Raw genomic sequence first — 12637 nt, forward strand, 5'->3', positions numbered from 1 at the left:
GACCGTGAAACGACTCTACGCCGATGATAGTGCGGATTCCCGTGTGAAAGTAGGTAATCGTCAGGCTCCCTAAGCCAGAAACCCCCGCCCGAAAAGGCGGGGGTTTTTGCATTTGCAGCGCAGAAATGCGCGATCTCAGCGAATGTCAGGACGGCCGATCGATCAGATCGGATCCCGGAGTCCTGCAGTTTGCCGATTTGCAGGCATGTCGCAGTTCAACCGATCTGCGATCCATGTCCTGCGACGACACGCCAGCCGCTGCCCGATCGGCGCCACAGGCGCGTGTAGGCGAACGTGCCGTTGAATGCGGTGCCGTCGAAACAACCGGCAAGCATGGCCTTCGTCGTGGTGAGGATCATCTCGCCGATCGCTTTTGCCTGCGTTTCCCGAATATCGAGTGCGTCGAGACGCAGCAGTTTCGCGCGATGAGCGGACAGATCGTCGTGCTTCGAGATGACCTGTCCGCTCGGAACGGTGAAGACCAGTTCGTCATCCAGCAACGTGTCCAGTTCGTCGACGTCGTTGGCGAGCATTGCCGCTCGAAGTGCGGTTTCATAGGGTTCGATGACTGCACGAACGGTATCCATATCGGGGCCTCGCATCAGCTCGAAGGATCAGGATTCCACGGATGGTCGGCGGGCGTGCCGCGGTGCCGACAAACGGTACGGTGGTTGCGGGTTCGCAGCCGAATCGACTGCATGGCCGTCGAACGAGCAACAATCGCCGCCTCAAGCAGAGGAACACGGTTCTTCCATACCTTGCATGACGGCCGCACCCGTCAGCGCGCTCGCACCGAGCGTGGCGCCCGCGCCCCAATTCAATGCTCCGCCTGCGCCCCGTTGACTTCCCGCCGAAACGCCCCCGGGCTCGTCCCCGTCCATTTCCGGAACGCACGATGAAACGCGCTGGGCTCGGTAAAACCGAGTTCCGCCGCGATTTCCGCGACGCTGAGCGTGTGTCCGCGCAGCAGCGACTGGGCCAGCGCGCCGCGCAGTTCGTCCTTGATCGACGCGAAGCTCTGCCCCTCGCTGCGCAGGCGTCGCCGCAGCGTCGCGGGCGTCGTGCCGAGGCGCGCGGCCAGCGTGTCGAAGTCCGGCCACTCGCTGGCCGGCAGCGCCTTCAGGCGTGCGCGCGTCTTCGCCACCCAGCCGGTGTCGTGTCGATAGCGCACGAGCAGGTTGCCGGGCGCGCCGCGCAGGAAGGTCTTCAGCGCCTGCGCGGAGCGGATCGTCGGCAGCGCGAGGTACGTGGCGTTGAACGCGAGCCGGCTGTCGGGACGGTCGAAATGCACGGGCACACCGAAGAACTGGTGGTAGTCAGCGCGCTGGTCGGGGCTCGGGCACGCGAAATCGATGCGCTGCAGCGGAATGCGCCGGCCGATCAGCCAGCAGGCGACGCCGAGCAGGATCAGCCAGAACGTCCGGTAAGCGAACGCCGAATACGGTGCGCCTGCCTGCGTGAGGACGATCTGCGCCTGGCCGTCGGCGACCACGAGCTCGCCGTGCGGTTCGTCGAGCACGACACGCAGGAACTGCAGCGCACGCCGCAGCGCCTTCTCGAGCGTGCCCGCGTGCAGCACGGCATGGCACAGCAGCGTGAAGCTGCCGCGCCGCATCGGGCGGGCCGCGAGCCCGAAGAATTCGTCATCGATCGCGCTGGCGATCGCCAGCCACAACCGGCCGTACTGCTGCGGCGTGACGGGCTCGCGCACGGCGGCCGGCAGGCCGGCGGCACGCAGCACGGCCTCGGTCGACATCCGCCGCCGGCGCAGGCTCTCGAGCGCATCCTCGACGAAACCCGGCGAGATCATCTGCGGCCCCATTTTTCATGCCCTCCAGACATGGCAAAAGCGATCACGATTCTAGATTCTGTTTGTCATTGATTGCAATGTGACGGCTGTCTACCATCATCGATATACCCCCGGTTCGCCGGCGGTCATAACGAACAGGAGACACGCATGCGTGATGGAGCAACCGCCCGGGTGGTGCCGGCCTACGCCGACGCCGTGGCCGGCTTCCGTATCGAGACTGCCGCCGCACAGCTGCACGGCGACCTGGAGCAGGGCCTGAACGCCTGCGTGGAATGCTGCGACCGGCATGCGGCGGCGGATCCGGATGCGATCGCGCTCGACTGGATCGACGTCGGCGGCCGGCACCGCAGCTTCACGTTCGCGCAGATGCAGGCGCTGTCGGCGCGGGTCGCGAACCTGCTGGTCGAGGAGGGCGTGAAGCCGGGCGACGTGGTCGCCGGCCTGTTGCCGCGCACGCCCGAACTCGTCGCGACGATCCTCGGCACGTGGCGCGCAGGCGCCGTCTATCAGCCGCTCTTCACCGCGTTCGGACCGAAGGCGATCGAGCACCGGCTGCGCATGAGCGATGCGCGTCTGGTCGTCACCAACATCGCGAATCGCGCGAAGCTCGACGAGATCGTGGATTGCCCGCGGGTCGCGACGGTGCGCGAGGCGGGCGACGCGCTGCCGGCGCGCGACATCGATTTCCGTGCGGCGCTCGACGCACAGTCCGCGCTATTCGAACCGGTGCCGCGCAAGGGCACCGACCTGTTCATGATGATGTCGACGTCGGGCACGACGGGCCTGCCGAAGGGCGTGCCGGTGCCGCTGCGCGCGCTGCTCGCGTTCGGCGCATACATGCGCGACGCGGTGGACCTGCGCGCCGGCGATCGTTTCTGGAACATCGCCGATCCGGGCTGGGCATACGGCCTCTACTACGCGATCACGGGCCCGCTGCTGCTCGGCCACGCCACGACGCTGTACGAGGGCGGCTTCACGGTCGACAGCACCTACGACGTGATCGAACGGCTCGGCATCACGAGCCTCGCCGGTTCGCCGACCGCGTACCGGATGCTGATGGCGGCCGGCACGGAAGCGGCATCGCGCCTGAAAGGGCAGCTGCGGGTCGTCAGCAGCGCGGGCGAACCGCTGAATCCGGAAGTCGTCCGGTGGTTCCACGCGGCGCTCGGTGCGCCGATCTACGATCACTACGGCCAGACCGAGCTCGGCATGGTCGTGAACAATCATCACGGGCTCGCGCACGTCGTCCATGCCGGTTCGGCCGGCCTCGCGATGCCCGGCTATCGCGTCGCGGTGCTCGACGACACCGGTCGCGAACTCGGCCCCGGCGAGCCCGGCAACCTCGCGATCGACATCGCGCGCTCGCCGCTGCTGTGGTTCTCCGGCTACTGGCAGCAGGACACGCCGGCCATCGCGGGCGGCTACTACCGGACCGGCGACAACGTCGAGCTCGAGCCGGACGGCACCGTGAGCTTCATCGGCCGCGCGGACGACGTGATCACGTCGTCCGGCTACCGGATCGGCCCGTTCGACGTGGAAAGCGCGTTGATCGAGCATCCGGCCGTCAGCGAGGCCGCGGTGATCGGCGTGCCGGACCCGGAGCGCACGGAGATCGTCAAGGCGTTCGTCGTGCTGTCGAAGGGCTTCGACGGCACGCCGGCGCTGGCCGACGAACTCAGCCAGCACGTGAAGCGACGGCTGTCGGCCCACGCCTATCCGCGCGCGATCGAGTTCGTCGACGCGCTGCCGAAAACCCCGAGCGGCAAGATCCAGCGCTTCGTGCTGCGCAAGATGGAAGCCGAGAAGGTCGCTCGATCCTGACTATCGAATACTGACTACGGACTGCGAATGAACATCAAGGATCGCGTTTTTCTGATTACGGGCGCCGGTTCGGGCCTCGGTGCCGCGGTGGCGCGCATGGTGGTCGCCGAAGGCGGCAACGCCGTGCTGCTGGACGTCAATGAAGACGCCGGCGCGAGCCTCGCGCACGAACTCGGCACATCCGCACGCTTCGTGAAGACCGACGTGACGAGCGAAGCCGACGGGCAGGCCGCCGTTGCCGCCGCGCGCGCCGCGTTCGGCCGCATCGATGCGCTCGTGAATTGCGCGGGCGTCGCACCGGGCGAGAAGGTGGTCGGCCGCGAAGGCCCGCATTCGCTCGAGCGCTTCGCGCGTGCGGTATCGATCAACCTGGTCGGCACGTTCAACATGATCCGGCTGGCGGCGGATGCGATGTCGAAACAGGACGCCGACGCGGAAGGCGAGCGTGGCGTGATCGTCAACACCGCGTCGGTCGCGGCGTTCGACGGACAGATCGGGCAGGCCGCGTATGCGGCATCGAAGAGCGGCGTGGTGGGCATGACGCTGCCGATCGCGCGCGAGCTCGCGCGGTTCGGCATTCGCGTGGTGACGATCGCGCCGGGCATCTTCGCGACGCCGATGATGGCCGGCATGCCGCAGGACGTGCAGGACGCGCTCGGCAAGAGCGTGCCCTTCCCGCCGCGGCTCGGCCGCCCCGACGAATTCGCGGCGCTGGTGCGCCACGTCGCCGAGAATACGATGCTGAACGGCGAAGTCATCCGTCTCGATGGCGCACTGCGCATGGCACCGCGCTGACACTGGAGGAATGCAATCATGACGACACAGGATCCGATCGTAATCGTCGGCGCGGCACGCACGCCGATGGGTGGTTTTCAGGGCGACCTGGCCGCGGCCAGCGCGAGCGAGCTCGGCGCGGTGGCGATCCGCGCGGCGCTCGAGCGCGCGAACGTGCCCGCGGAGCGCATCGATGAAATCGTGTTCGGCTGCGTGCTGCCGGCCGGCCAGGGTCAGGCGCCGGCGCGGCAGGCCGCGCTGAAGGCCGGCTTGCCGCTGGGTACCGGCGCGACCACGGTCAACAAGATGTGCGGCTCCGGGATGAAGGCCGCGATGTTCGCGCACGACCTGCTGCTGGCCGGATCGGCGGACGTGGCGGTCGCGGGCGGGATGGAGAGCATGACGAATGCGCCGTACCTGCTGCCGAAGGCGCGCGCGGGAATGCGCATGGGGCACGGCCAGGTGCTCGACCACATGTTCCTCGACGGTCTCGAGGATGCGTACGACAAGGGCCGGCTGATGGGCACGTTCGCGGAGGATTGCGCGCAGGCCTACCAGTTCACGCGCGAGGAGCAGGACGCGTTCGCGATCGCGTCGCTGACGCGCGCGCAACGCGCGATCGCGGAAGGGCGCTTCGTGTCGGAGATCGCGCCGGTGACGGTGAAGGCCGGCAAGACGGAAGCCGTCGTGTCGATCGACGAGCAGCCGGGCAAAGCGAAGCTCGACAAGATTCCGACGCTCAAGCCGGCGTTCCGCGAAGGCGGCACGGTGACGGCCGCCAATTCGTCGTCGATTTCCGACGGTGCGGCCGCGCTCGTGATGATGCGCCGCTCGGAAGCGGACCGGCTCGGCCTCGCGCCGAAGGCGGTGATCGTCGGGCATTCGACCTACGCGAACAAGCCGGGGCTGTTCGCGACGGCGCCGATCGGCGCGATCCGCAAGCTGTCGGAGAAAACCGGCTGGAACCTGCGCGACGTCGACCTGTTCGAGATCAACGAAGCGTTCGCGGTGGTTGCGATGGCCGCGATGCGCGATCTCGACCTGTCGCACGACAAGGTGAACGTGCACGGCGGCGCGTGCGCGCTCGGCCATCCGATCGGCGCATCGGGCGCACGCGTGATGGTGACGCTGCTGGCCGCGCTCGAAGCGTATGGGCTCAAGCGCGGCGTCGCATCGCTGTGCATCGGCGGCGGCGAGGCGACGGCGATCGCGATCGAGCGCGTCGCGTAAGGCGCGCCGGGAGGACGCAGGCGGTCTGGCCCGGGGCCATACCGCCGCATCGGCGAAGCGCGTCACGCGCGCTTCGCCGAACCCGCCGTCATTCGACCGTTTCGCCTTTCGCCTGCAGGTCGGCGTGATAGGACGAGCGCACCATCGGCCCCGATGCGACCTGGCTGAACCCGAGCGCAAGCGCGCGCTGCCGCAACTGCGCGAATTCCGCGGGTGGAACGAAGCGCTTCACGGGCAGGTGGTGGCGGGTCGGCTGCAGATACTGGCCGAGGGTCAGCATGTCGACACCATGCGCGCGCAAGTCGCGCATCACCTGTTCGACCTCGTCGATCTCTTCGCCGAGGCCCAGCATCAGGCCCGACTTGGTCGGCACGTTCGGCGCCGCGGACCTGAATGCCTGCAGCAGGCCCAGCGAGTGCCGGTAGTCGGCGCCCGGCCGCGCCTCGCGATACAAGCGCGGCACGGTTTCCAGATTATGGTTGAACACGTCCGGCGGGGATGCCGCGAGCAGGTTCAGCGCGACCTCGTGCCTGCCGCGAAAATCCGGCGTCAGCGCCTCGATCCGGAGTGCCGGGTCGATCCCGCGTGCGGCGCCGATGCAGGCCGCAAAGTGTGCGGCGCCGCCGTCGCGCAGGTCGTCGCGATCGACCGACGTGATCACCACGTACTTGAGCCTCATCGCTGCGATCGTTTCGGCGAGTCGTGCCGGCTCGTCCGGATCGAGCGGAAGCGGGCGGCCGTGCCCGACATCGCAGAACGGACAACGCCGTGTACAGATGGCGCCCATGATCATGAAGGTCGCCGTGCCGTGAGCGAAGCACTCGCCGAGATTCGGGCAACCGGCTTCCTCGCATACCGTATGCAGCTTCTGCTCGCGCAGGACCTTCTTGAGCGCCATCACCTCGCGCGAGCCGGGAAAGGCGGCACGAATCCATTCAGGCTTGCGCGGCATGTCGGCCGGTTCGGTCGCGACGATCCTCACGGGGATGCGAGCCATTTTTTCGGCGGCGGAGAGCCGGGTTCCGGCGGCCATCGGCGTGTTGCGGATATTCGTGTTCGCCATGGCTTACCCGCGGTAGTAGCGTTGCGCGACGAACGGGGTTCTCGCGACTTCCATCGGAACCGGTTTGCCGCGGACGATCGCATGCAGTGCCGTGCCCGGTGTCGCGAATTCGGCCGCGACATGGCCGATGGCCACCGGGCCGCCGTACGTCGGACCGAAGCCGCCGCTCGTCACCGTGCCGATCGAGCGCCCGTCGGCGTCGACGATGTCGGCGCCCTCGCGCACCGGCACCCGGTCTTTCACGACGAAGCCGACGCGTCTTCTTTTCACGCCCTCGGCGATCTGCCGCGCGACGACATCCGCGCCGGGATAGCCGCCGGCGCGTGCACCGCCAGGGCGTCGCACTTTCGAGAGGGCCCACAGCAGCCCGCCTTCGATCGGCGTGGTGCCGGTGTCGATGTCGTGGCCGTACAGGCACAGGCCGGCTTCGAGACGCAGCGAATCGCGCGCGCCGAGACCAATCGGCTCGACGGCAGGGTCGGCCAGCAGCAGGCGTGCTAGCGCTTCCGCCCGATCGGCCGGCACGGAGATCTCGTAGCCGTCCTCGCCGGTGTAGCCGGAGCGGCTGACCATGCACGCCGCGCCGGCCAGCTCGACACGCGTGCTTTGCATGAAGACCAGTTCGGCCAGGCGGGGCGCCAGGCGCGCCAGAATCGACGCGGCGGCCGGCCCTTGCAGGGCGAGCAGCGCGCGGTCGGCCAGCTCGACGACGTTACAGCGGTGGCCGATCCGTTCCCTCAGATGGCGGAGGTCGCGGTCCTTGCACGCGGCGTTGACGACCGCGATCAGCTCGGCGTCGCCGAGGCGGGTGATCATCAGGTCGTCGAGAATGCCGCCTTGCTCGTTCGTGAACAACGCGTAGCGCTGCATGCCCGGCGGGAGGTCGATCACGTCGACCGGCACCAGCGTTTCGAGCGCGGCGGCGGCATCCGGGCCCGACAGCAGCACCTGTCCCATGTGCGAGACATCGAACAGCCCGGCCTGCTCGCGCGTATGAAGATGCTCTTTGAGTATGCCGAGCGGGTACTGGACGGGCATTTCGTACCCGGCGAACGGAACCATCTTCGCGCCGAGCTCGACGTGAAGGTCGTGAAGTGGAGTACGAGAAAGTGGGATCGTCATCGTTGTTCCGGATCAACAGGATTTTAGGAGATCGCGCGCGGCACAGCTTCGGAGTACGGAATGAACGACTGGAACGATCCCGTATCCGGAGGCGTGTCCCGTTCTCCGGAGCGACGTCGAAGTCGCTCCCGAAGAACGGTCGGGCAATGGCCCGAGCGGCCGTTACTTGCCGTATACCGGGAATGCGCCGCACAGTTCGGCGACGTGTCGCCGAACGCGGTCGATGACCGACGGGTTCTCGATATCGGCCAGGATGTCGCAGATCCAGCCGGCCACCGCGCGCGCTTCCGCTTCCCTGAAACCGCGGCTCGTCACGGCAGGCGTGCCGATGCGAATGCCGCTGGTGACGAACGGGCTCTGCGGGTCGTCGGGCACCGCGTTCTTGTTCACGGTGATGTGCGCGCGGCCCAGCGCCGCATCGGCCGCCTTGCCGGTCAGCCCCTGGCGGATCAGGCTGACGAGGAACAGGTGATTGTCCGTTCCGCCGGAGACGATGTCGAAGCCGCGTTTGACGAACGTATCGGCCATGGCCCGGGCGTTGGCGACCACCTGCTGCTGATGGATCCGGAACCCGGGCGACAGCGCTTCCTTGAACGCAACGGCCTTGGCGGCGATGACATGCATCAGCGGGCCGCCCTGGATGCCGGGGAACACGACGGAATTGAGCTTCTTCTCGATCTCCGGGTTCGTCCGGGCGAGAATCAGGCCCCCGCGCGGGCCGCGCAACGTCTTGTGGGTCGTCGTGGTGACGACGTCCGCGTGCGGCAGCGGATTCGGGTACGCGCCGGCCGCCACCAGGCCCGCGACGTGGGCCATGTCGACGAACAGGTATGCGCCGATGGCGTCGGCGATCTGCCGGAAGCGTGCCCAGTCCACCACGCGGGAATAGGCGGAGAAGCCGGCCGTGATCAGTTTCGGCCGGTGCGCGGTCGCCAGCGCCTCGACCTGGTCGTAATCGATCTCGCCGGTTTTCGCGTTCAGGCCGTACTGCACCGCACGATAGAGCTTGCCCGAGAAATTCACATGCGCGCCATGCGTCAGGTGACCGCCGTGCGCGAGGCTCATGCCGAGTATCGTGTCGTGCGGCTCGAGCAGTGCCATGTAGACGGCGGCGTTGGCCTGGCTGCCGGAATGAGGCTGCACGTTCGCGTAGTCGGCACCGAACAGCGCCTTTGCGCGATCGATCGCCAGCTGCTCGACAACGTCGACGAATTCACAGCCGCCGTAGTAGCGCTTGCCCGGATAGCCCTCGGCATACTTGTTGGTCAGCACCGAGCCTTGCGCCTGCAGCACGCGCGGGCTCGTGTAGTTTTCCGAAGCGATGAGCTCGATATGGTCTTCCTGGCGAATGCGCTCGCGTTCCATCGCCGTCCACAGTTCGTCATCGAAGCCTTCGATCCGCATGTCTTTGCTGAACATTTTTCCTTCTCCTGGTATCGGTGCGGCGCGCACGTCGGGTGCGCGGCCGCTCAAGCAGGGTTGAGTGTCGTTACGAGTGGGTCGGCCGGCGCGTCACGATCGATACGCTTCCATCGGCGGACACGAGCACACGAGGTTGCGGTCGCCGTAGACGTTGTCGACCCGCGAAACCGGCGGCCAGTACTTGCCGCCTGCCGTCGCCGCGACGCCGAGCGGATAGACGGCCTGTTCGCGCGAATACGCGTGAGGCCAGTCGCCCACGAGTTCGGCCGCCGTGTGCGGCGCGTGCTTGAGCGGATTGTCTTCGGCATCCAGCGTGCCCGCTTCCACGGCTGCGATTTCGGCGCGGATCGCGATCATCGCGTCGATGAACCGGTCGAGTTCGGCCTTCGATTCCGATTCGGTCGGCTCGATCATCAGCGTGCCGGCGACCGGGAAGCTCATGGTCGGCGCGTGGAAGCCGAAATCGATCAGGCGCTTGGCGACGTCGTCGACGCTGATGCCGCTGCTGTCCTTCAACGGCCGCAGGTCGATGATGCATTCGTGCGCGACGCGGCCGTTCGGCCCCGTATAGAGAATCGGGTAGTGTGGCGAGAGGCGCGCGGCGATGTAGTTGGCGTTGAGGATCGCCACCTCGGTTGCACGCTGCAACCCGCGCGACCCCATCAACGTGATGTAGGTCCAAGTGATCGGCAGGATGCTCGCGCTGCCGAGCGGCGCCGCGGACACCGCACCGATCCCCGGCACGCTGCCCTCCCGATGCCCGGGCAGGAACGGCGCGAGATGCGCCTTGACGCCGATCGGGCCGACGCCGGGGCCGCCGCCGCCGTGCGGGATGCAGAAGGTCTTGTGCAGGTTCAGGTGGGACACGTCGCCGCCAAACGCGCCCGGCCGGGCGAGGCCGACCAGCGCGTTCATGTTGGCGCCGTCGATGTAGACCTGGCCGCCGTGCGCATGGACGATGTCGCAGGCGTCGCGTACGCGGGCCTCGAACACGCCGTGGGTCGACGGATAGGTGATCATGATCGCGGCCAGCCGGCTGTCGTACCGGGCGGCCTTGGCGGCGAGGTCCTCGATGTCGACGTTGCCGTCGTCGTCGCAGTCGACGACGACGACCTGCATGCCGGCCATCTGTGCGGATGCCGGGTTCGTGCCGTGCGCCGACGACGGAATCAGGCAGATGTCGCGCCGTGCCTCGCCGCGGCTCGCGTGATACGCGCGGATCGCGAGCAGGCCCGCGTATTCGCCTTGCGAGCCCGCATTCGGCTGCAGCGACACCGCATCGTATCCGGTGATCGTGCACAGCATTGCCTCGAGTTCCCGCGCCAGCACGCGATAGCCGTCGGCCTGTTCGGCCGGTGCGAACGGATGCAGCCGGGCGAACGCCGGCCACGTGATCGGCATCATTTCCACGGTGGCGTTCAGCTTCATCGTGCAGCTGCCGAGTGGAATCATCGTGCGGTCGAGCGCGAGATCCTGGTCGGCGAGCCGGCGCAGGTAGCGCAGCATTTGCGTTTCCGAATGGTGGCTGTTGAACGCCGGGTGCGTGAGGAAGGCGCTCCGGCGCAGCAGGGGGGCAGGCAACGCATCGGCGGTGGCGGCGTCGACGGCCGCGAAGTCGGGAACGGCGCGCCCTTCGGAGAAGATCGACCAGAGCATGACGATATCGTCGGACGTGGTCGTCTCGTCGAGCGAGATGCCGATCCGGCGCGCGTCGATGGCGCGCAGGTTGACCCGGCGGGCCCGTGCCGCCGCGTGCACGGCATCGGTGCGAATGCCGCTGTCGACGGCGATGGTGTCGAAGCAGTATTCGGTTGGCACGGCATGGCCGAGCCGGCGCAGGCCAGCGGCCAGGATCGCGGTGAGGCGGTGGATGCGGCGCGCGATCGCGGTCAGTCCGTGCGGGCCGTGATAGGCCGCGTAGAAGCCGGCGATATTGGCGAGCAGTACTTGCGCGGTGCAGATATTGCTGGTGGCCTTTTCGCGCCGGATGTGCTGTTCGCGCGTCTGCATCGCGAGGCGCAGCGCCGGGCGGCCGTGCGCGTCGATCGACATGCCGACCAGTCGTCCCGGCATCGTGCGCCTGAACGTGTCGCGCGTCGCGAAATAACCGGCGTGCGGGCCGCCGTAACCCAGCGGCACGCCGAAGCGCTGCGTGGTGCCGACCGCCACGTCGGCGCCGAATTCGCCCGGCGGCGCGAGCAGGGTCAGCGCGAGCAGGTCGGCGGCGACCACGGCCAGCGCGCCGTTCGCATGCAGGGTGCCGACCACGTCGCGGTAATCATGGATGTCGCCGAAGGTGCCCGGATATTGCAGCAGCGCGGCGAAACAGCCGGTGGCGGACAGATCGCGGCGCGGATCTCCGACGACGATCTCGATGCCGAGCGGCTCCGCGCGCGTGCGAACGATCTCGATCGTCTGCGGATGGCAATCATGTGCGACGAAGAAGATCCGGCTGTCCGACCGGGCGAGGCGCCGGCAGAACGTCATCGCCTCTGCGGCCGCGGTGCCTTCGTCGAGCATCGACGCGTTGGCGATCTCGAGGCCGGTCAGGTCGGCGATCATGGTCTGGAAGTTGAGCAGCGCCTCCAGGCGGCCTTGCGAGATTTCCGGCTGGTACGGCGTGTAGGCCGTGTACCAGGCCGGATTTTCCAGCACGTTGCGCTGAATGACCGGTGGCGTGTGGGTGTCGTGGTATCCCATGCCGATGAACGAGCGGAACACCTGGTTGCGGCCTGCCAGTGCAGCCAGCCGGTCCAGCGCGTCGGCTTCGGTGCAGCCGGGAGGCAGGGCGAGCGGGGCATCGCTGCGGATCGCCGCGGGGACGACCTGTTTCACCAGCTCGTCGACGGAGTCCACGCCGAGCACGGCCAGCATCGCGGCCTGTTCGTCGGCATCGGGGCCGATGTGGCGGCGGACGAACGACGCGCGCTGCGCGACGGAATCGAATGCGTTCATGGCCGTCTCCGTCATTCGCCGATATAGGCGCGATACGCGGCGGCATCCATCAACCCGGTCAGCTGCTCCGGGCTGTCGATGCGCATCCTGAAGAACCAGCCATCGCATTCCGCCGAATCGTTGACGAGGCTCGGCGTGTCGCCCAGGGCGGCGTTCGCTTCCAGCACGGTGCCGGATACCGGCATCTTGACCTCGCCGGCGGCCTTGACCGATTCGACGGTGGCGGCCTCGTCGTACTGGGCAAAGGCGTCGCCTTCGTTTGGCAGTGCGACATAAACCAGATCGCCCAGCTGCGATTGCGCGTGGTCGGTAATGCCGACGGTGGCGCTGCCGTCGTCTTCGACGCGCAGCCATTCATGGGATTCGGTGTATCGGACCTCGCTCATATGCTCTCTTCCTGACAGGGTTGCGTTGAGTGATGCGGCACACGCAAGCCGGAA

10 protein-coding genes are annotated in these 12637 nt (G+C 67.6%); 3 read left to right on the plus strand and 7 right to left on the minus strand.

Features of this window, described 5'->3' with window-relative positions:
• Positions 1-215: 215 nt before the first annotated feature.
• Together DIE02_RS23455 and DIE02_RS23460 are read right to left on the minus strand one after the other, a co-directional pair.
• Positions 216-587: a nuclear transport factor 2 family protein gene (locus DIE02_RS23455; protein WP_124488494.1), complete on the minus strand. Its 372-nt coding sequence runs from the start codon at positions 585-587 to the stop codon at positions 216-218.
• Positions 588-817: 230 nt separating this feature from the next.
• Positions 818-1822, minus strand: coding sequence for an AraC family transcriptional regulator (locus DIE02_RS23460; protein ID WP_124488495.1), 1005 nt, complete (start codon positions 1820-1822; stop codon positions 818-820).
• Positions 1823-1957: 135 nt separating this feature from the next.
• Here DIE02_RS23460 and DIE02_RS23470 point away from each other — a divergent pair, with 135 nt between their 5' ends.
• From DIE02_RS23470 to DIE02_RS23480, 3 genes are read left to right on the plus strand one after another with little or no spacing between them, the layout of a single operon-like run.
• A complete protein-coding gene (locus DIE02_RS23470; RefSeq protein WP_124523608.1) occupies positions 1958-3631 on the plus strand; it encodes an acyl-CoA synthetase in 1674 nt (557 codons plus the stop codon).
• 27 nt (positions 3632-3658) lie between these two features.
• Positions 3659-4426, plus strand: a complete 768-nt coding sequence (locus tag DIE02_RS23475) for a 3-hydroxyacyl-CoA dehydrogenase (RefSeq protein WP_124488497.1) — start codon at positions 3659-3661, stop codon at positions 4424-4426.
• 18 nt (positions 4427-4444) lie between these two features.
• Positions 4445-5635, plus strand: coding sequence for an acetyl-CoA C-acetyltransferase (locus DIE02_RS23480; RefSeq protein WP_124523171.1), 1191 nt, complete (start codon positions 4445-4447; stop codon positions 5633-5635).
• Between the two features lie 88 nt (positions 5636-5723).
• On the opposite strand, the gene lipA is transcribed toward DIE02_RS23480, so the two are convergent.
• The 5 genes from lipA to gcvH all read right to left on the minus strand — a co-directional run bounded on the left by lipA (position 5724) and on the right by gcvH (position 12583).
• Positions 5724-6698, minus strand: coding sequence for a lipoyl synthase (gene lipA, locus DIE02_RS23485; protein WP_124488499.1), 975 nt, complete (start codon positions 6696-6698; stop codon positions 5724-5726).
• Between the two features lie 3 nt (positions 6699-6701).
• On the minus strand, positions 6702-7820 hold the full coding sequence (gcvT, locus tag DIE02_RS23490) for a glycine cleavage system aminomethyltransferase GcvT (RefSeq protein WP_124523610.1): 1119 nt from the start codon (positions 7818-7820) through the stop codon (positions 6702-6704).
• A gap of 162 nt (positions 7821-7982) precedes the next feature.
• On the minus strand, positions 7983-9239 hold the full coding sequence (glyA, locus tag DIE02_RS23495) for a serine hydroxymethyltransferase (RefSeq protein WP_124488501.1): 1257 nt from the start codon (positions 9237-9239) through the stop codon (positions 7983-7985).
• Between the two features lie 93 nt (positions 9240-9332).
• On the minus strand, positions 9333-12212 hold the full coding sequence (gene gcvP / locus DIE02_RS23500; RefSeq protein ID WP_221623067.1) for an aminomethyl-transferring glycine dehydrogenase: 2880 nt from the start codon (positions 12210-12212) through the stop codon (positions 9333-9335).
• Complete coding sequence (gene gcvH / locus DIE02_RS23505; protein WP_124488503.1) at positions 12209-12583, minus strand: glycine cleavage system protein GcvH; 375 nt, start codon at positions 12581-12583, stop codon at positions 12209-12211. The genes gcvP and gcvH overlap by 4 nt, the downstream gene beginning before the upstream one ends.
• Between the last annotated feature and the right edge of the window lie 54 nt (positions 12584-12637).

Source organism: Burkholderia sp. Bp8991 (genome assembly GCF_003853795.1).
Classification (GTDB): Bacteria; Pseudomonadota; Gammaproteobacteria; order Burkholderiales; family Burkholderiaceae; genus Burkholderia.